The following is a 16811-nucleotide window of genomic DNA, read 5'->3' as shown; positions in this document are numbered from 1 at the left end:
AAGGAAGCAAGACCGCGATGACCGAACCTGACGACACGCTCCGCCCGCACCCGGATTATCGCCACGGGATCAATGGCGCACGGCAGCCCAAAGTAGCGCTGCCAGCGATCGTCATCGTCGCGACTGGTCTCCCGCAGGTTCGGGCCACATAGAACAAGAGGCAACGAGACATGTCCGTTCCGAGTATCCGCCAGGTACGTGCTGCTGACGCCCCCGCCATCGCAGCGATTTATGCCCATCATGTCGAACATGGCACAGCAAGTTTTGATTACGAACCACGCTCACTTACCGAGACTGAGGAGAAGATCGAAAGTGTGCGGGCACGAAATTGGCCCTTTCTCGTCGCAGTGCAAGACGAACAGGTGGTGGGCTATGCCTATGCCACGCAATTCAGGGACAGGCCCGCCTACAGCTTCACATGCGAGAATTCGATTTACGTCCACCCCGACCACATCAGGCAAGGTGTCGGTTCAGCCCTATTATCCGATCTGTTAGGTCACGCCGAAGCATCGGGCTTTCGCCAGATGATTGCGGTGATCGGTGGCGGTGAACCCGGATCGATTGCACTGCATGCGCGCCATGGGTTTGCCCATGCTGGGCAGATGCGTTCGGTGGGCCGCAAATTCGGCCGCTGGCTCGACACGTTCTACATGCAGGCCTCGTTGGGCGCGGGCGATGGTGACGACCCGCTGAAGGAACCACAAACATGACTGACACGCTCTCGCCCCTAAACTCGGAGTCTCTTGATCCACTCGATCTTGCAAAGCTCGAACCAGCACAGCGCACCACGCACGCACCGCGTATCCTTCTGCTCTATGGCTCTTTGCGACCCCGATCCTTCAGCCGCCTATTGGTGCTTGAGGCGGAACGCATCCTGAAAGTGCTGGGGGCCGAAACACGGGTGTTCGACCCGACCGGCCTGCCGGTAGCGGATTCTGTGCCCGCGACCCATCCGAAAGTGCAGGAACTGCGGGAACTCTCGATCTGGTCGGAAGGTCAGGTCTGGTGCAGCCCTGAACGGCACGGCAACATGACGGCAGTATTCAAAAACCAGATCGACTGGCTACCTCTGACCGAAGGCTCGATCCGCCCGACGCAGGGCCGCACGCTGGCGGTCATGCAGGTTTCGGGTGGGTCGCAGAGCTTCAATTCCGTCAATGCCCTGCGGGTGCTGGGTCGGTGGATGCGGATGTTCACCATCCCCAACCAGTCCAGCGTACCAATGGCCTATACGCAGTTCGGTGACGATGACCGCATGAAGCCGTCCCCCCTTTATGACCGGATGGTAGATGTCATGGAGGAACTGATGAAATTCACATGGCTGCTGCGCGACCGGGCCGACTATCTAGTGGACCGCTATAGTGAACGCAACTCGGAACGCCGCTTGCCTGAAAAGCTATGAGCCGGGCTGGCGCGTATTTCTGGCACACGACGTCTGCTTACCAAAACCCTAAGCGACCCACCTTACGACCGAGATGAGGCGGAAGCGGACCTACTGCTAGACCGCTCCGGATGGAAAGCTCTCACTCCGAACCCGTATAATGGTCTGCCGACTTGTGGAGAATTTTCTGGCAAGCGCGGAAACGCTCATACCCTCCGCCAGGTCCTTGAGGACGCCTTGCTTCTCACCGTCTGACAGTGTGGAAGGCCGCCCCAGGGTCTTCCCTTCTGACTTTGCCCGCCTGAGACCAGACTGCGTGCGCTCAATCAGTAGATCCCGCTCGAACTGTGCGACAGCATTCAGAACCTGCATCGTCATTGTACCGGAAGAACTGGTCAAATCAGCACCGCCAAGAGCGAGGCAGTAAACCTTCACTCCCATGGCTCCCAGCATTTTAACCGTGGTGCTGACGTCCATCGCATCGCGACCAAGACGATCAAGCTTGGTCACGATCAGAACATCTCCAGCTTCCAGTCGATCCATGAGGCGGGCAAAGCCACGCCGTTGCGCGATGGAGGTACTCCCGGAAATTGTTTCGGTAACGACGCGACGCGGCTCAACCCGAAAACCGGCTGCTTCAATTTCCTGAATTTGGTTTTCGGTCGTCTGCCCGACTGTTGAGACGCGAACATAGGCAAAGGTGCGTGGCATAGGGCTCATTTCGTCCGAATAGGATGTCCGAAATATGAGCTATGTCCGAAACACTGTAAAGGTAATTTACGGACAGATCGCTTCGCCCCTGTCCGAAAACGATCGTTTTCGGACACCCGAATTTTATGGCCCCAGCAATAAAAATGACCTAAAACCGGAAAATGACCCAAACCAAGATTGCAACCTTTTCGAACAGGAGATCAGTTACATGATCCGTGTCAACGTTATGCCGAATGGTCGACTTGTTCTGCCGGTTGGCTTGCGTAAGTCGCTCGGCGTCGAAAAAGGCGGCCAGCTCATGGCGGAGATCGTAGATGGGCAGGTTCGCTTAATGACACCTGATGCCTCGCTTGATCGGGCCAGGGCACTGTTCCGAAAATATGTCCCGGCTGGCACCTCGATTGCTGACGAAGTCATTGCTGAGCGACGCGCTGAAAATGCGCTTGATAACCATGACGATGGGGCGAAGCGCTGATGCCAATTTGCGTCATCGACACATCCGCTGTCTTTGCGGACCTGAACGAAGAAACAGGAGCTGAAAAAGCTCGTTACTGGCTGCGCGATGCAGCCATCTCCGCGATCAACCTGCAGGAGATCGTTTCTAAAGCTGTTGATAAAGGCGTCCCGGCCGAAGGAATATCCGAACTGATCGCGGCTCTACGCCTCGACGTGCAGCCTCTTGATCACAACCTGGCTTTAACGGCCGGATTGATGCGTGACGCGACCAGGCGGGTTGGTCTCAGTCACGGAGACCGCGCCTGTCTGGCGCTAGCCAAAAAAATGGGTCTTCCCGCGGTCACGGCCGATCGGGCATGGGCTGAAATTGCGGACGCAATCGGAGTTAAGGTCGTTCTCATTCGATAGACTTGCGTCGTGCAAATCCTAGTGGGTTCTCTCTATTCCGTTGCTACTTGCCTCCTTGTATGCGGAAGCGTGCCGACATGAGAGGTCCTACCGGCTTTCGTCCGGGAGCGAAATGTTGCAGGCCGACCGGCTGATCCATCGCGACATATACGGCCTCAACACCTCCACGGGCATGGTAGGTTTCATGCCAGAATCCTGCACCTGCCGACATCTCACGCATACGACGCCACCAGTCCGCATGTGGCTCACTGCGAGTAAAGCGCTCCAGCGCATCCATATCCTGCCAGTACTGGCGAAAGCCGATATGCGTCAGACCAAACATCAGCCCCTCATCGGCGAGCAGGCCATCGGGGCGATTACGTCTAATCTGTGCCAATCCTTGCCCGATCCGTCGCATGGCAAGCAGGCCGCGCCAGCCCCGCACCTGAAAGCCGAGCATGATCATCACAAGATCAGGGTATGCAGAAAGGTCAACAGATTGGCGGTTGATTGCGGCTTGCATGACGCAGCTCCATAGAGTTTACAATGTAAGCATAGCTAGGCAAGTGTACACTGTAAACATGATTGACTCCATTTCCACCGATTTGCGCGCGCGCCTTGTTGCCGCAGCTCTGGCAACTCTTGAACGAGGTGAAGCCATCGGCCTACGAGCAGTAGCCCGCGATGCCGGCGTTTCAGCGATGGCGCCCTACAGACATTTCCGGGACAAGGACGCCCTTTTGGCTGCCGTGGCTCTGCAAGGGTTTGAGACTCTCCGCAGAGAGTTGCTGGCGGCAGACCAGCAGCCAAGTGCGACGGAAGCCCTGATCGCACAGGGCGAGGCCTATATTGCTTTTGCGCGACGTCACCCCAAGCTTTTCCGTCTGATGTTCGCTGGCCATGATGGAGGGCCACCGCCTGCGGAAGACAACGCGTACGGCGTTATGGTCCGACGGGTTCAGCAAATCGCTCCCGACAATCTGGAGGCAGCAACACTCGCTTGCTGGTCCGCTGTTCACGGCATCGCCACCTTGGCGCTTGATGGTGGTTTGCCGACCGTCGGATCACCTCACGAACGTGCAGCCCTTGTGCTGGTAGTCAGAGGGCTGTCGAAGGACAGGGCCATCAAGTGAGGAGCGTTAAAACTGACTGCTTACGCCTTCGTCATCGCCGTTCCTCGAATTGTTTGGCTTTTCCAATAGCGGCCATCGCCGGTTTTTCTTGACGTAGGAAGTGGGAGCGGCCAGCGGTGAGGGCATGCATACCATCAGCCTCCTCGCCCTGCTTCTGACTCTCTCGGCAGGGTTCAGTATTCTCAATCACCACACGTTTCGCCTTCCTGTGACGATCGGCGTTCTGGTCTTCTCACTGCTGGCTTCCCTGCTGGTCATGATCCTGAATCCATTGATACCGGGCTATGACCTTCAGGCTCTCCCGCGATCTGTTGTCGGAGCGATCAATCTTCCCACGGCCCTTCTGAATGGTGCGCTGTCCCTGCTTCTGTTTGCCGGGGCCACGCAGGTAAACGTCGGACATCTGCGCGCAAAGCTTGCCTCTGTGCCGCCCTCTCTGTTCTGGGAACCGTTCTGGCTGTTGTTTTTCTGACGATCGCGACATGGTACGTCTTCCCCCTGTTGGGCCACGCCATTCCGTTTGCATGGTGCATCGTCCTTGGCGCCATTTTCGCACCAACCGACCCGGTTTCGGTCGTCAGCATGCTGAAACGTCTCGGATTGCCAGGACCGCTTCAAGCCGTTTTTGCAGGTGAGAGTCTGTTTAATGATGGCGTGGGCGTGGTAATTTTCGGCGTCACGATCGGACTGGCGACCGGGGACAGTCAGGGAGTGACCGCCTCCGAGATTGCTCTGAGTTTTTGCAGAGAGGCCATCGGTGGAGGCCTATTGGGCGCACTGACCGGATGGATCGCACTCCGTGTGCTTAAGGGACAGCGGGATCCGCATATCGATCTGCTGACGTCGCTGGCTCTGGCGACCGGAACCTTCAGCATTGTCAACCAGCTTGGCATGTCGGGTGCGATTGCCGTCGTGGTGGCGGGACTGTGCTTTGGAACAAGCTATAGCCATTCCGTTTTCGATGACGCATCCCGAAAGGAACTCGACGTCGCATGGACACTCATTGACGAGGTGCTGAACGTCCTGCTGTTTATGCTGATCGGCTTTGAAATCCTTGAGGTCGCGCCACATCTGTTTACGGTGCTGGCGACCCTTGCCGTGATCCCACTGTCCGTTGCCGTGCGAGCATCGAACGTACTGTTTTCAACGCTTCCGGTTCATCTCAGGCAATGAGAACGGGGCCGTTTTCTTGGGATCCTGACCTGGGGTGGTCTGCGTGGCGGCATCTCGGTTTCGCTGGCACTTGGATTACCGCCCGGAGAGTTACGGGAGCTGCTACTGCCTGTCTGTTACGGCGTGGTGGTGTTTACGATCATTGTCCAGGGGCTAACCATGGAGCGGGTTGCCCGTAGACTTTATCCGTACTCTACGCTTGGACCTCAATAATACAGCCCTTATTATTTGAAGGGCAGCACCGCATGGAGGACAGTAATGCCCGAGTTATCATGTTTTTCAACAGATAGCCGATATTCCGCTTAGCCCTCGTCTTTCGGTGTCCGCAAGTGTCCAGTGGTCTACAGCTCCAAAGAATTATTATCAGCGCCGATCGTACTTTGTCACAGGCTCCCGAACCGGACGCGGGCGGCTTCGGTTACAGGTGTGAACAAGCTAATGATAGTCCCCTCGGGGTCGCGGAACTGGAGCGTGCGGTTACCCCAAGGCAGCGTCTTGGGTTCAATCACAAATTCCACCTTGCCTTTCAGACGCGTGAATTCAGCGTCCACGTCCTCGACCCTGAATTCAAGGATGGCCGTGCGATTGGCGCCTGGCTCAGCACTTCCTTCCATGAACAACGCCACTGTTTCGGTACTACCGATCGCAATTCTCGCACCAGAGGTTACGATTTCGGCAAACTGAGGCGCAAGCCATTCGGCAGAATGCCCGGTCACCAGCTCATAAAAAGCAACCATCGTAGTGATGTTGGCGGCAATGAGACGGATAGAGGCGAATGTCATCGGTAAGTTCCTATGCAGGTTGTGTTCCCCGCTTTTTGGCACAATCATGCTGACAGCATCCTGTCAGCATGATTGCAGAACCTTTGCGTAGCACCGATCGCCTTTTTCAGATCATCCAGATCCTGCGCCGGTCGTCTCGACCCGTTACGGCGAGAATGCTGTCCGAGGAACTGGAAGTCTCCATCCGCACGATTTATCGCGACGTCGCACATTTGATCGGGCAACGCGTACCCATTTCAGGGGAAGCCGGCGTTGGGTACATTTTGGGGGCCGGATATGACATGCCACCCCTTGCACTGCTCCCGGCTGAGCTTGAAGCAATCATTTTGGGAGTACAGTGGGTGGCGGCCCATGGCGAAAAGGAACTGTCACGCGCCGCATTGGACGTGCTCACCAAGGTTAAAACGGTTATCCCCCCCGCCTTGCAGCCGTTTATCAGCATTCCAAGCACAGCGACAAAGCTGCCGCTCGATGCATTACAAGGCAAAGACGACAGAGCGAGCCTTCGAGCGGCCATTCGTGCAGGAATAAAGTTACGCCTGCATTATCGGGATCAACAAGGCGAGGTCACCGAGCGTACAGTATGGCCAGTCGTTCTCGGTTATTCGGACATCACGTGCATGTTGATCGCCTGGTGCGAGTTGAGGCAGGGATTTCGTCACTTCCGTACGGACCGGATACACGCGGTAGAAATTTTGGATGAGAAGATAGGTGAGCCTCGCTCCCGTCTGCTTCAACGCTGGAAAGTACAACGCATAACGGCACTCGCTAAAATTACGACTGAAACCGGTTGATCGTTTCTCTAGTCCTGCAAGTTGAGGGCATTAACATCGCTCGACACATATTTTAGGCGAGTAGGGGCGTCTGCTATTTTAAGTTCGAGCACGAATAACGGACATTCCGCTTTCCCCCCCATAGCTGCCCATAGGTAGCCATATATCGCGATGAAAAACCGGCCATTTAGCGTGAACATTCACAGCTAGGAGGTCTCATGAACGCGATCGCAGATATAGGCCATGTCGGGAAACAGATGTTTTTCGTCACCGGTAGCCAAAGGACATAAACCGACATAAAAGTTCAGAAGTTGCCATAAAGACACACAAACACTTGAAAACCTTAATCACATACGCGGAAAACAAGAAAAAATATTGACAGTTGCATTTTAGGTACATGGGAAGTGTCTTCCGCAACGTATTGATACAATGCGGTTTGGTGTCCTAGCGGTCGGAGATCCTGACTCCTCCAACCGAGATACACCATCATCCATGACCGCATCGTCACCTGTTCACTTCATTTCTGGCCTCCCCCGGGCCGGTTCGACACTTTTGGCCGCGCTTCTAAGCCAAAATCCAAAAGTGCTCGCGCATGGCCGAATATCGCCTGTCGCTCCCATGATCATTCGACTGTCGGGTCTGATGGCCGAAGGGGAGTACACTTCTGATTTTTCTGAAGAGCAACGCGAGCGTCTGCTCCGAGGCATTTTAGAGGATTATTATCATCCAGAGCCCGATCAAATTGTCCTGGATACGAGCCGGGAATGGTGTACACGACTTGCCTTGATCGGCCGGCTCTACCCGAAAGCGCGCGTGATCTGCTACGTGCGCGATCCTGTCTGGATCCTTGATTCTCTTGAGCGCCTCATCGTGCGAGATCCGATTTTATCGTCACGACTTGTCCCTATCACTCAACGAAGCACGCAGCATGACCGTCTCGATCATCTGCTGTCTCGGGAAGGTGTTTTTGGCTACGCGTGGCGGGTTCTGACGGAAGCCTTTCACGGTCCTTTTGCCAATAAGCTTATTCTTGTGGATTACCAGACATTAGCTACCAATCCGCGTCAGGCCCTTGAAAAACTGACACGGTGTCTCGGTCTGCCCGCGTATCCATATGATCTGAACAACGTCACGAACAGAGATGCAGAAGCCTTCGACAATCTGCTTGGAACTCCGGATTTACACAGGATACGTCCGGTCGTAAGTCACGAAAGGCGACATTGTATTCTTCCGCCGGATGTTATCGCACGGATGCAAGGCGGCATGTTTTGGCGAGAGGCAACTATTCACCTCCAGTCAAAGGCACAGATCATTGTCTAGACTGTATTTACGATTTCAGGGCTTGCGAGGAATGGTCGTGACGTTATGGCTTGTTGAGCCAGCGATGTCATATGCCGACCCTACGCCTTACTTCATGCCTCCTAAAGCACAGCAAGTATTACCAATGCCCTCAGAATTAAGCAGTAAGGCCGGATTTCAGGGTTTTAGGGGAGTCATTGAGAAGAAAAGAAGCGACATTACACCAAAGACTCAATGGCTTCCTTCGGATTTGTCCCAACTTTCCAAAATTGGTCCGCTCGACATTGAGCGAGCGAGCCAATCCCCACTCCTTGAGGAAAAGGGGATCACAACAACCTTTTCGTATCCTGTGAAATCCCTTCCTGGCGTGGACCTCACGGCCAGCTTTTTCGGTGGCCATCGAGATACGATACAGGGAGCCGCAGGAGGGTCAGCAGCAGTGACAGGGGGCGTTCGTATTCGCTGGTGAATGAGGGGTTTCAAGAGAGCTTTCTTTCGCTGCATCTTGGGGGAGTGTAATTTCTACACTGCCTGATTAACCAAATTCTAGGATGAAACACAGTGTCATCTGAACAGCGTCGCCTTTTGGGCGAGCAGTATATGAGGCAACAGCCCGAACTTCGATCGCTGTTGAAATCGAGAGACCATGATCTGTTTTCTGGATCGTGGGCTATGCTCGCATATAGCTTTGAACGTGGCTTTGAAGAATTGTGGGATGCTGCTTACAGAAGCTTACCCGATACCATTTTGCTGACCCCGCTTTTAATGCTCTGGAGGCAAAGCATTGAACTTCACATTAAATCTGCGATTTCCTATACTAGCGGAGATCCAAGGAATATAGCAGGGCATGACCTGAAATCATTATTTGATCGTTTAATATATCTTAGGAGAAAAGAGGAATATGAAGAAGAAGAAAAATTGGTTATATATTTGAAAGGTATAATTAAAGAAGTACAAAGATTCGACAAAAGCGCGGATCGATTCCGTTATCCCAGGAATCGAAATGGTGATCCATATGCAGATACGGATGTTGATTTGGAACAACTTTACCAGACGCACTGGATCATCACAGGCTGGTGTCAAGGCGCAGAAATAGAGGTCGAACAGAGACGCGGAATTTTTTAGCTTTTCAGGTTCAGAGGTTTTTTTTGATATTATTTTGCAACGTAACGGCTTTATTTTGAGGATCAGCCTTTGTGCCAATAACAAAGCAGGAAAAAAGTTAGTATAGTCATGCAGATGATTGAGTTCGCCCGATTTGCCAAAATAGTTCGGCATGAGCCCAGAGTTATCCGAATTTTAGAATGCGCCATGCGCCATGCGCCATGCGCCATGCGCCATGCGATGTGCAAGGCGAACCTAAATATATGCATATAATCCAATTATAAAATAATATGTATTTAATAACGATTTTATTAAATACTTTCCTAAGTCGGATTTTTGTTGTATTCCAAGAAATAATCGTTGCAATTGTCACTTTTTGAATTATTACAATTCTTGTAAATACATAATTTGATTCAACGCATTCGCGCAGAAGAAAAATATTCTCCTATAACATATGGTTTTGTGGACAGCCGTTTCACGCCCGCTCGCGTCCTGATGGACAGCCCTGCAGGCTGACCACAGGCGCGGCTCTGCCCACAATTCCACAGGTTCAACACCAACAAGTTTCTCTCTATTTTTCAAATAAGATCGGTCGAACCGATTACCCTCCTACCGAAAGTCCCGAGCCTTCAGCAACTCCGATCCCTGAAGCAACGGCGTTCGGTCTTCCAGACTGAGCACAACGACATGGATCACATCGCCCTCTTTCTGAAGCCTGCCCTTGCAGGCCAAAAGACGGGACGCGAGAAGAGGACGGCGGTATTTCTCCTGCACATCCTTCCAGACAATCAGATTGGCTGTGCCGGTTTCGTCTTCGATCGTGACGAACATCGTGCCGTTCGCTGTCCCTGGCCGCTGCCGCATCAGGACAAGACCTGTAAGCTGGATCCGGCGCCCATCCCGCAGGTAAGGCAAATCCCCACAGCGCACGATCCCCTCTTTTCGCAAGCCCTCCCTCAGGAAGGCGACGGGATGCCCATTCAGACTGAGTCCGGTCGCCCGGTAATCTTCATGGACCGATGCCCGCTCTGACATCTGTGGCAGGGCAATTTCCGGCTCGATCACTTCCGGCAGCGGAAAGTTCCGTCCCCGATCCGCCGCTTCAAACAACGGCAAGACCGTGTCCGCTAACCCCTTGATCGACCAGAGCGCAGTACGGCGCATCTGTCCAAACACCCGGAAGGCGTCTGCTTCTGCCAGACATTCCAGGGCCGAGACCGGCACATCGGCACGGCGCCACACATCGTCAATACTCTCATAATCCGGCATCCGAGACGCGATCAGGGCGGCACCATGGGCGTTCGCCAACCCGCGCACCATCCTGAACCCCAGCCGGACCGCCGCGTGCCGTCCGTTCCGGTCGCGCTCCAGCGTGCAGTCCCATCGTGAGGCATTGATACAGATCGGCCGGACCTCGACGCCATGGCGTTGCGCGTCCTGAACAATCTGGGACGGCGCATAAAACCCCATGGGCTGACTGTTCAGCAGGGCGGCACAGAACACATCCGGGTAGTGATGTTTCATCCAGGCGGACGCATAGGCGATCAGGGCAAACGACGCGGCATGGCTTTCGGGAAAGCCATAGCTGCCGAAGCCTTCGAGCTGCGCGAAGGTCTGCTCCGCAAAGTCCTGCTCATACCCATTGGCCAGCATCCCGTTGACCAGTTTGTCGCGGAACGGCGAGACCCCGCCTGTCGCTTTGAACGTCGCCATCGCACGGCGGAGCTGATCCGCCTCGCCTGGCGTAAAGCCTGCACAATGGATGGCCACCTGCATTGCCTGCTCTTGGAACAGCGGCACGCCCAAAGTTTTCCCGAGGATCCCGCGCAGAGTCTCGGACGGATAGGTGACAGGTTCCAGCTTCTCTCTTCGGCGGAGATAGGGATGGACCATATCGCCCTGGATCGGCCCAGGCCGAACGATCGCCACCTGAATCACCAGATCATAAAAGGTCCTGGGCTTCATGCGCGGCAGCATCGACATCTGCGCCCGGCTTTCGATCTGGAACGTGCCGAGCGTGTCGGCCTGCTGGATCATGCGATAGGTCTGCGGATCCTCGGCCGGGATCGAAGCGAGATCCATGCGGGTCTGATACACGGTGTGCAGCAGTTCGAACCCGCGACGCAGACAGCCGAGCATTCCCAGTCCCAGAACATCCACCTTCATGAAGCGCAGCACGTCGATATCGTCTTTGTCCCAGACGATGATCTGACGGCCGTCCATGGCGGTCGGCATCAGGGGAACAAGCTGGTCCAGGCGATCCTCGGTCAGCACAAATCCGCCCGGATGCGTGCCAAGCTGGCGTGGGAAGCCGAGAAGCTGGCGGGCGAGATGAAACGTCAGGCCGAGGCGTCTGTCCTTCAGGTTCAGGCCAAGGTCGGCAGCGCGCGCCTTGCACAGATCGAGATCTGCGAGAGAGGAGACGATGTGTTTGGAAAGCTGGCCGGTCAGATCCTCTGGCAGCCCGAGCACCTTGCCGACTTCGCGCAATGCCCCTTTGGGCTGATAGCGCTGCACGGTGGCGCACAGGGCCGCGCGATGACGACCATAATGCCGATAGATCCACTGAATCACTTCTTCGCGGCGGTCGCTCTCGAAATCGACGTCGATGTCGGGCGGTTCCTGCCGTTCGGCCGAGATGAACCGCTCGAACAGCAGGCCCGAGCGAACCGGATCAATACTCGTGATGCCCAAAACATGGCAGACGGCCGAGTTCGCAGCAGATCCGCGCCCCTGACAGACAATCCCGAGTGAGCGGGCATGACGCACGATCGTATTCACAGTCAGGAAATATGGCGCGTAGGACAGAGAGCCGATCAGTCTCAGTTCGTGGGCGATCTGCGCCTCGACTTCTGGGGGCACCCCGGCCGGATAGCGACGCGGCAGTGCGGCCTGGACCAGACGTGTCAGGGTGTCCTGCGCGCTTTCGCCCGATCGCTCGGTTTCGGTCGGATACTGATAGGTGAGATCATCCAGACTGAAGGTACAGGCCTCGGCAATCCGCCGCGTGTTGACCAGGGCATCCGGAAAGGCGGCGAACAGGCGTGCCTGCTCTTCAGGGGCCTTCAGATGGCGATCGGCGTGGACATGACGGCGGTTGCCGAGAGCATCGACAGTGCAGCCTTCCCGGATCGCCGTGACCACGTCCTGAAGAACGTGCCGGCGCGCATCGTGGTAGAGAACATCTCCCGTCACAACACAGGCCAGACCGCGCGCTGTGCAGAAGCCCGCGAGCGCGTGAAGCCGCGCCAGATCTCCCGGCTGCCTGAGCACCGTCAGCGCGACAAACCGGGTCTCTTCTTCGCCCGCCCTTTGTCCGGGCAGATCCAGCAGGCTCTGAACGTGCCCGGGAAGTGCTGCCAGATCCTCGGGCGGCAACAGGATCAGGAGGAGGTTCGGGGCCGCTGCGACGAGATCCTCCCATCCTAGAAGGAACACGTCCCGCTCGCCCCGATGATGACCAAGCGTTAGAATCTGGCAGAGACCCGCCCAACCCGCACGGTTGCGGGGATAGGCCAGGAGCGCGCTGCCATCACGTAGAGCCAAACGGCATCCGGGTAGAAGACGAAGACCGGCCTCGCGCGCTGCCAGATGGGCGCGGATCACTCCGGCCACAGTGTTCCAGTCGGTCAGACCGATTGTGTCATAGCCCAGGGCTTTCGCCTGAAAGATCAGTTCATCCGGCTGGCTGCCCGAGCGCAGGAACGAAAACGAGGACGTGACCTGCAATTCGACATAAGGCGCGCTCATGGCTCAGCGGCGGTGCGGATGCGGGTGTCGGCTGCTATCAGGCGCGTTGCTGGTGGGAGCGCGCATCACGACAAATCCGGATCGTTCGAGATAGGCGACCAGACGCTCGGCCACCAGACGGGCCATCAGCTCGGCGGCGTCATGCGTCCGCCTGCGTCCGTCGTAACACAGCGCGTGCATCAGGACTTCGGCCACGTCCGAGGTGCTGGCCGGGATCAGATCATCGCGGGCGTCCATCAGAACATTCCCTGTAGAAACCAGTCGCCCGAACCGGACCAGGCATGGGTTCCGTCGCCTTTGCGAAACAGCCACAGGCGCAGGCCGGTCGTGGTCTCGACCTGCCAGTAGTCGCGGATCGCGCCGTAGTTTTCGGCGGTCTGCCACCATTCGCCCAGCAGTCGTTCGGGGCCATCGGCCGCAGAAATGCGATGCGTCTGTCTCTTCAGGACGAACTGGCGGGGCGCACCGTCCGGAAGCAGGGCAGTCACCTGCACCCGGACGGGCAGATCGAACAGAATGTTCGGCCGCGCCCAGAGCATCTGGCCCGCGAAAGGCGGTTTTGCCATGTTGCCTGGAGAAACGCGAGACTGTCCGTCTTCTGGCCAGGCGGAAAACCGGGGCGCAAACTGATAGACGGCTGCAACACCAGGACGATTGATCAACCGGTCGATGAGGGTCGCGGGCACCGTGTCGACCAGACGATCCTCTGGGTCTGAAAGTACCGGGCGAGCGGGGCCGGCTTCTATGGGCTCGCTGGCGCTGATGGTGAGGGTGACAGCCTCGATGCCAAAACCGGGTTCAATCCGGGAAATCTGATCCTTGAGGAGGCGGAGGAGGCGGGGCATGTCTGAGGTCGGATCGGACGTGCCGACACGGATGGCCTGGACCGTGTTATCCACACGGACACAGAGAAAATCGATCTGCCGTGCGCCTTCGCCGCGACGTGACAGCAGGACGCAGGCTTCCGGCACGAGAGCGTCGATGACGGTCGCAATCGCCTCGGCTGTGCCGATAGGCTCGACAAGCGAGCGCGACAGGGAGATCCGGTCTCGCACCTGAACCACGCTCAGCGGTCTTGCCTGAAAGCCAACGGCTTCATCCAGACAGGTGAGAAGCTCCGCGCCGAACCGCTTGGCCAGAGGCGCGCGGGGAAGGGCTGCAAGCGCACCAATGGTTGTCAGTCCCAGACGATTGAGACGGGATGCTGTCTCCGGGGCAATTGGCAGGGCCGAACAGGGCAGCCGGTCCAGAGCCTGTTTCTGCTGACCAGGCGGGATGACGCAGGCGCCGTCGAGGCGCGAGCGTGCCAGAGCGCGCGAGGCCGCCGCGCTGTCGCTCAGGGCCAGAGAACAGGCATGACCTTTCTCGGAAAGGCGCGTCCGGACAAGAGACAGCATGGCCTCTTCACCACCATAAAGATGGGCACAGCCAGTTGTGTCACTGTACAGGCCATCCGGCGCATCCAGAGCGGGCAGGGGCGACAGCCACAGCAGCCAGCAACAGAGCTCGTGAAGAGCCGCATCATCGGCGTCAGTGTCCTGCTCGACGCACAGGAGGTCCGGCACAAGGCTCCGTGCCTGGGCCAGCGATTGGCCTGGTCTCAGGCCCGCTGCCAGCGCCACCGGATTGACGGCCGTGAGCGTCTGGCGGTTGTGCTCAGGCGCGTGCACGACAAGCGGGCGATCGGGGGGGTAATGATCCTGCTGGCAGAGCTGAAGGCGCTCGGTGCGCCAGAAAGGAAGCCACAGGGCGAGGAAGCGGCGCATGGTCAGGACAGTCGAGAAGCCAGTGGGCAGGACGTCCTCCACGCACCCGCAACAGCGAGACGGAAAGACGGCGGGGGCCGGGAAGCGGCAGAACCAGTCCCGGCAAACAGAGAGGGGCTGAAGGATGAGAAGTAACCTGCCAGCGTGTGGCGCAGGCACAGGGGTCCTTTCCGGATGAGCGGGAGACGCTGACAGAGCGCAGGAAGAAGCCAGTATTCCCGCTGCTTTCGGCAGCCAGATTCAGGCGACGCACTTCTGTCAGGGAGGGGATATGCGGACCAGCTATCACGACAAGGGCTCGCTCGGGACCGCGCAGGATATCCTCGGCCACAGCCAGAACACTGGCGTCATCGCTCTCAACGCAGATCAGGTGTCGGAGCGAGATCCCGGTCTGGTGCAGTCCCCAGGCATGGAGCTGAGGGGGGACCGCCCCCAGCCAGAAAACAGGCTGGCCACTGCGCGCGAGCAGAGGCAGAAGCAGGGCGAGGCTGGAACCAATTTCAAGCGGATCGGGCACCAGAATCTCATGCAGGCTAGCGGTTTTGAGGCCACCGCCTAGATGGTCATCGACCGGCTGCAGGCCTGTTGGCAGCACCCGGAAAATAGAGTGAGGCAGGCTCCGACGCTCGAGGCATCGGACCTGCTCGCGCAGACGCGCCAGCGCGTTCGAAGTCATGACTGTTCTCCTTGACGAGAACAGAAAGAGAACAAACGAACACAGGACGCAAGTTAATTTTTTAGAGAGATCGCTGCGTAAGACAGCGTTATCACTCCGCCCAGCAGGCTCAGAAGCGCGGCTTATCAGCGCATTCTGAGCGTTGTCAGGGTTTCGTTCGCGGTCGTCACCTCACCGATAAGGACGACCTCGTTTGACTCTGTCTGCTCGGCCAGCAGATGCGGAAGGTTGTGCACAGCGTCGGCAGCAGCCTGAATGGCCGAGAGTACACGTTGATGCTCAGGGGAGAGCGTTTCGCTGGATCCGAGTACGCTCTGAGCTTCGGAACGGATGTTCAGAAGAGCGCGGGACAGAAGGTGAAAAGCTTCGGAACGTGTAGTGCTTGTCGGTGTGGTCATGGTCGTCTCCTTTAGCGCGCCTCAGTTGCTGAGCTGCTTCAAGGAGCACTTTACCGATGACCTATGTGAGTGCGGCATGAGGCTAAAGGCTGCCGAGTGCAAAAGACCAAATCGAACTAACCGTATTCAGCCAGCATCGGGGCATAGGAATAATTAGCCAGAAAGGCGGTTCCTAACCGTGGATTTGTGGACAGCCGCCTGAAGGCGGTCACTCACGCCCCGGAGACAGCTCTGGCGAGCTGACCACAGGGCGTGGCTCTGCCCACAAGTCCACCGCACAAACAACAACAGCTTTTATTTCTTCTGAAAAGGAAACACAGGCGGACCGATCGGTGTTTTTCTTCTGAGAGCCAATTCCGAATAGGACACCCTGCTTCAGAGCAAGGAAGCGATCATGTGTAATCTGTATGCCCAGACGTCCTCACAGGACGAGATCCGCGCCATTGCGGAGGTGCTCAATGACCACACGGGCAACCTTCCCTTCATGCCCGATATTTACCCTGATTACGTGGCCCCGATTGTGCGCCACGGGCAGAACGGCCGAGAACTGGTTCTGGCCCGGTGGGGTATGCCGTCTCCGGCGTTTGCCCTTAAAGGACGCAAGGTCGACCGGGGTATCACTAATATTCGTAACACGGCTTCTCCACATTGGCGGCGTTGGCTCGGGGTGTCCCATCGCTGCATAGTGCCATTTACGGCTTTCTCGGAACAGGCGCGACAGGATGACGGGTCGTTTCATCCGGTATGGTTTGCAGCTGATGCCACGAAGCCGCTCCGCTTCTTTGCCGGGATCTGGACGTCCTGGACCTCGGTGCGCAAGCTCAAGGAAGGCGAGGTCACGGCCGATCTTTTCGGTTTCCTGACCACCGAAGCAAATGGCGTAGTCGCGCCCTATCATCCCAAAGCCATGCCCGTCATTCTGGAAAGCCGCAAGGAGATCGAGACCTGGCTGACGGCTCCCACTCCGGTCGCTCTGCAACTCCAGAGACCGTTGCAAGAGTCATCTCTTGCGGTTTTCTGAC

Annotated in this window: 19 protein-coding genes and 1 pseudogene; 12 read left to right on the top strand and 8 right to left on the bottom strand. The window is 56.9% G+C overall.

Translation table 11 applies throughout. The annotated features are described in order from the left end of the window. Positions 1-17: 17 nt before the first annotated feature. The 3 genes from HKD32_RS15450 to arsH are packed head-to-tail and all read left to right on the top strand — an operon-like array spanning position 18 to position 1402. Complete coding sequence (locus tag HKD32_RS15450) at positions 18-152, top strand: hypothetical protein (protein ID WP_273498526.1); 135 nt, start codon at positions 18-20, stop codon at positions 150-152. Positions 153-170: 18 nt separating this feature from the next. Continuing rightward, positions 171-710 carry a GNAT family N-acetyltransferase gene (locus HKD32_RS11890; RefSeq protein WP_062020797.1) on the top strand — a complete coding sequence of 180 codons (540 nt, stop codon included), beginning with the start codon at positions 171-173 and terminating at the stop codon, positions 708-710. Beyond that, complete coding sequence (gene arsH / locus HKD32_RS11885; RefSeq protein ID WP_194258058.1) at positions 707-1402, top strand: arsenical resistance protein ArsH; 696 nt, start codon at positions 707-709, stop codon at positions 1400-1402. The genes HKD32_RS11890 and arsH overlap by 4 nt, the downstream gene beginning before the upstream one ends. Positions 1403-1498: 96 nt before the next feature. Here the strand turns inward: arsH and HKD32_RS11880 are convergent, their stop codons facing one another. After that, positions 1499-2092 carry a recombinase family protein gene (locus HKD32_RS11880; protein WP_194258057.1) on the bottom strand — a complete coding sequence of 198 codons (594 nt, stop codon included), beginning with the start codon at positions 2090-2092 and terminating at the stop codon, positions 1499-1501. 208 nt (positions 2093-2300) lie between these two features. Here HKD32_RS11880 and HKD32_RS11875 point away from each other — a divergent pair, with 208 nt between their 5' ends. Together HKD32_RS11875 and HKD32_RS11870 are read left to right on the top strand one after the other, a co-directional pair. Next, positions 2301-2567, top strand: coding sequence for an AbrB/MazE/SpoVT family DNA-binding domain-containing protein (locus HKD32_RS11875; protein WP_194258056.1), 267 nt, complete (start codon positions 2301-2303; stop codon positions 2565-2567). After that, a complete protein-coding gene (locus HKD32_RS11870; protein ID WP_194258055.1) occupies positions 2567-2956 on the top strand; it encodes a PIN domain-containing protein in 390 nt (129 codons plus the stop codon). Before HKD32_RS11875 ends, HKD32_RS11870 begins: the two co-directional genes overlap by 1 nt. Before the next feature lie 43 nt (positions 2957-2999). Here the strand turns inward: HKD32_RS11870 and HKD32_RS11865 are convergent, their stop codons facing one another. After that, positions 3000-3458: a phenylacetaldoxime dehydratase family protein gene (locus tag HKD32_RS11865; RefSeq protein ID WP_194258054.1), complete on the bottom strand. Its 459-nt coding sequence runs from the start codon at positions 3456-3458 to the stop codon at positions 3000-3002. A gap of 58 nt (positions 3459-3516) precedes the next feature. Here HKD32_RS11865 and HKD32_RS11860 point away from each other — a divergent pair, with 58 nt between their 5' ends. Together HKD32_RS11860 and HKD32_RS11855 are read left to right on the top strand one after the other, a co-directional pair. Then, the gene (locus HKD32_RS11860) at positions 3517-4068 is read left to right on the top strand and encodes a TetR/AcrR family transcriptional regulator (RefSeq protein WP_228118997.1); all 552 of its coding nucleotides are present in this window, start codon (positions 3517-3519) and stop codon (positions 4066-4068) included. A gap of 124 nt (positions 4069-4192) precedes the next feature. Then, positions 4193-5454, top strand: a pseudogene (locus tag HKD32_RS11855) (cation:proton antiporter). Positions 5455-5624: 170 nt separating this feature from the next. Here the strand turns inward: HKD32_RS11855 and HKD32_RS11850 are convergent. Further along, entirely contained in the window at positions 5625-6023 is a 399-nt protein-coding gene (locus HKD32_RS11850) for a VOC family protein (protein WP_194258053.1), read from the bottom strand. An 83-nt stretch (positions 6024-6106) separates the two neighbouring features. On the opposite strand from HKD32_RS11850, the gene HKD32_RS11845 reads away from it, so the two are divergent. The 4 genes from HKD32_RS11845 to HKD32_RS11830 all read left to right on the top strand — a co-directional run bounded on the left by HKD32_RS11845 (position 6107) and on the right by HKD32_RS11830 (position 9220). Then, positions 6107-6817 (top strand): helix-turn-helix transcriptional regulator, encoded by a 711-nt coding sequence (locus HKD32_RS11845; protein ID WP_228118996.1) that lies wholly within the window; start codon positions 6107-6109, stop codon positions 6815-6817. Positions 6818-7288: 471 nt separating this feature from the next. Then, the gene (locus HKD32_RS11840; RefSeq protein WP_194258051.1) at positions 7289-8116 is read left to right on the top strand and encodes a sulfotransferase family protein; all 828 of its coding nucleotides are present in this window, start codon (positions 7289-7291) and stop codon (positions 8114-8116) included. A 37-nt stretch (positions 8117-8153) separates the two neighbouring features. Beyond that, positions 8154-8564 carry a hypothetical protein gene (locus HKD32_RS15255; RefSeq protein WP_228118995.1) on the top strand — a complete coding sequence of 137 codons (411 nt, stop codon included), beginning with the start codon at positions 8154-8156 and terminating at the stop codon, positions 8562-8564. A 92-nt stretch (positions 8565-8656) separates the two neighbouring features. Beyond that, complete coding sequence (locus tag HKD32_RS11830; RefSeq protein ID WP_337905547.1) at positions 8657-9220, top strand: hypothetical protein; 564 nt, start codon at positions 8657-8659, stop codon at positions 9218-9220. A gap of 588 nt (positions 9221-9808) precedes the next feature. Here the strand turns inward: HKD32_RS11830 and HKD32_RS11825 are convergent. The 5 genes from HKD32_RS11825 to HKD32_RS11805 all read right to left on the bottom strand — a co-directional run bounded on the left by HKD32_RS11825 (position 9809) and on the right by HKD32_RS11805 (position 15789). Further along, positions 9809-12949, bottom strand: coding sequence for an error-prone DNA polymerase (locus HKD32_RS11825; RefSeq protein ID WP_194258050.1), 3141 nt, complete (start codon positions 12947-12949; stop codon positions 9809-9811). Positions 12950-12952: 3 nt separating this feature from the next. Next, positions 12953-13186, bottom strand: a complete 234-nt coding sequence (locus HKD32_RS11820) for a PDDEXK family nuclease (RefSeq protein WP_010505265.1) — start codon at positions 13184-13186, stop codon at positions 12953-12955. Next, a complete protein-coding gene (locus HKD32_RS11815) occupies positions 13186-14715 on the bottom strand; it encodes a Y-family DNA polymerase (RefSeq protein WP_228118994.1) in 1530 nt (509 codons plus the stop codon). The genes HKD32_RS11820 and HKD32_RS11815 overlap by 1 nt, the downstream gene beginning before the upstream one ends. After that, positions 14606-15391 (bottom strand): ImuA family protein, encoded by a 786-nt coding sequence (locus HKD32_RS11810; RefSeq protein ID WP_194258049.1) that lies wholly within the window; start codon positions 15389-15391, stop codon positions 14606-14608. The genes HKD32_RS11815 and HKD32_RS11810 overlap by 110 nt, the downstream gene beginning before the upstream one ends. 125 nt (positions 15392-15516) lie before the next feature. Continuing rightward, positions 15517-15789 (bottom strand): hypothetical protein, encoded by a 273-nt coding sequence (locus HKD32_RS11805; protein ID WP_010505268.1) that lies wholly within the window; start codon positions 15787-15789, stop codon positions 15517-15519. Positions 15790-16183: 394 nt separating this feature from the next. Between HKD32_RS11805 and HKD32_RS11800 the strand changes: the two genes are divergently transcribed. Beyond that, positions 16184-16810, top strand: coding sequence for an SOS response-associated peptidase (locus tag HKD32_RS11800; protein ID WP_010505269.1), 627 nt, complete (start codon positions 16184-16186; stop codon positions 16808-16810). Position 16811 lies beyond the last annotated feature (1 nt).

Origin of the sequence: Gluconobacter japonicus, assembly GCF_015244665.1 — a bacterium.
Classification (GTDB): domain Bacteria; phylum Pseudomonadota; class Alphaproteobacteria; order Acetobacterales; family Acetobacteraceae; genus Gluconobacter; species Gluconobacter japonicus.
The sequence above is the reverse complement of the archived record's forward strand: the minus strand, read 5'-3'. Positions and strand labels throughout refer to the sequence as shown.

Bases quoted from the DNA above. Each gene is read 5' to 3' on its own strand.
- HKD32_RS15450 (WP_273498526.1), top strand. From the start codon at position 18: ATGACCGAACCTGACGACACGCTCCGCCCGCACCCGGATTATCGCCAC.
- HKD32_RS11890 (WP_062020797.1), top strand. From the start codon at position 171: ATGTCCGTTCCGAGTATCCGCCAGGTACGTGCTGCTGACGCCCCCGCC.
- arsH (WP_194258058.1), top strand. From the start codon at position 707: ATGACTGACACGCTCTCGCCCCTAAACTCGGAGTCTCTTGATCCACTC.
- HKD32_RS11880 (WP_194258057.1), bottom strand. From the start codon at position 2,092: ATGCCACGCACCTTTGCCTATGTTCGCGTCTCAACAGTCGGGCAGACG.
- HKD32_RS11875 (WP_194258056.1), top strand. From the start codon at position 2,301: ATGATCCGTGTCAACGTTATGCCGAATGGTCGACTTGTTCTGCCGGTT.
- HKD32_RS11870 (WP_194258055.1), top strand. From the start codon at position 2,567: ATGCCAATTTGCGTCATCGACACATCCGCTGTCTTTGCGGACCTGAAC.
- HKD32_RS11865 (WP_194258054.1), bottom strand. From the start codon at position 3,458: ATGCAAGCCGCAATCAACCGCCAATCTGTTGACCTTTCTGCATACCCT.
- HKD32_RS11860 (WP_228118997.1), top strand. From the start codon at position 3,517: ATGATTGACTCCATTTCCACCGATTTGCGCGCGCGCCTTGTTGCCGCA.
- HKD32_RS11850 (WP_194258053.1), bottom strand. From the start codon at position 6,023: ATGACATTCGCCTCTATCCGTCTCATTGCCGCCAACATCACTACGATG.
- HKD32_RS11840 (WP_194258051.1), top strand. From the start codon at position 7,289: ATGACCGCATCGTCACCTGTTCACTTCATTTCTGGCCTCCCCCGGGCC.
- HKD32_RS11825 (WP_194258050.1), bottom strand. From the start codon at position 12,949: ATGAGCGCGCCTTATGTCGAATTGCAGGTCACGTCCTCGTTTTCGTTC.
- HKD32_RS11820 (WP_010505265.1), bottom strand. From the start codon at position 13,186: ATGGACGCCCGCGATGATCTGATCCCGGCCAGCACCTCGGACGTGGCC.
- HKD32_RS11815 (WP_228118994.1), bottom strand. From the start codon at position 14,715: ATGCGCCGCTTCCTCGCCCTGTGGCTTCCTTTCTGGCGCACCGAGCGC.
- HKD32_RS11810 (WP_194258049.1), bottom strand. From the start codon at position 15,391: ATGACTTCGAACGCGCTGGCGCGTCTGCGCGAGCAGGTCCGATGCCTC.
- HKD32_RS11805 (WP_010505268.1), bottom strand. From the start codon at position 15,789: ATGACCACACCGACAAGCACTACACGTTCCGAAGCTTTTCACCTTCTG.
- HKD32_RS11800 (WP_010505269.1), top strand. From the start codon at position 16,184: ATGTGTAATCTGTATGCCCAGACGTCCTCACAGGACGAGATCCGCGCC.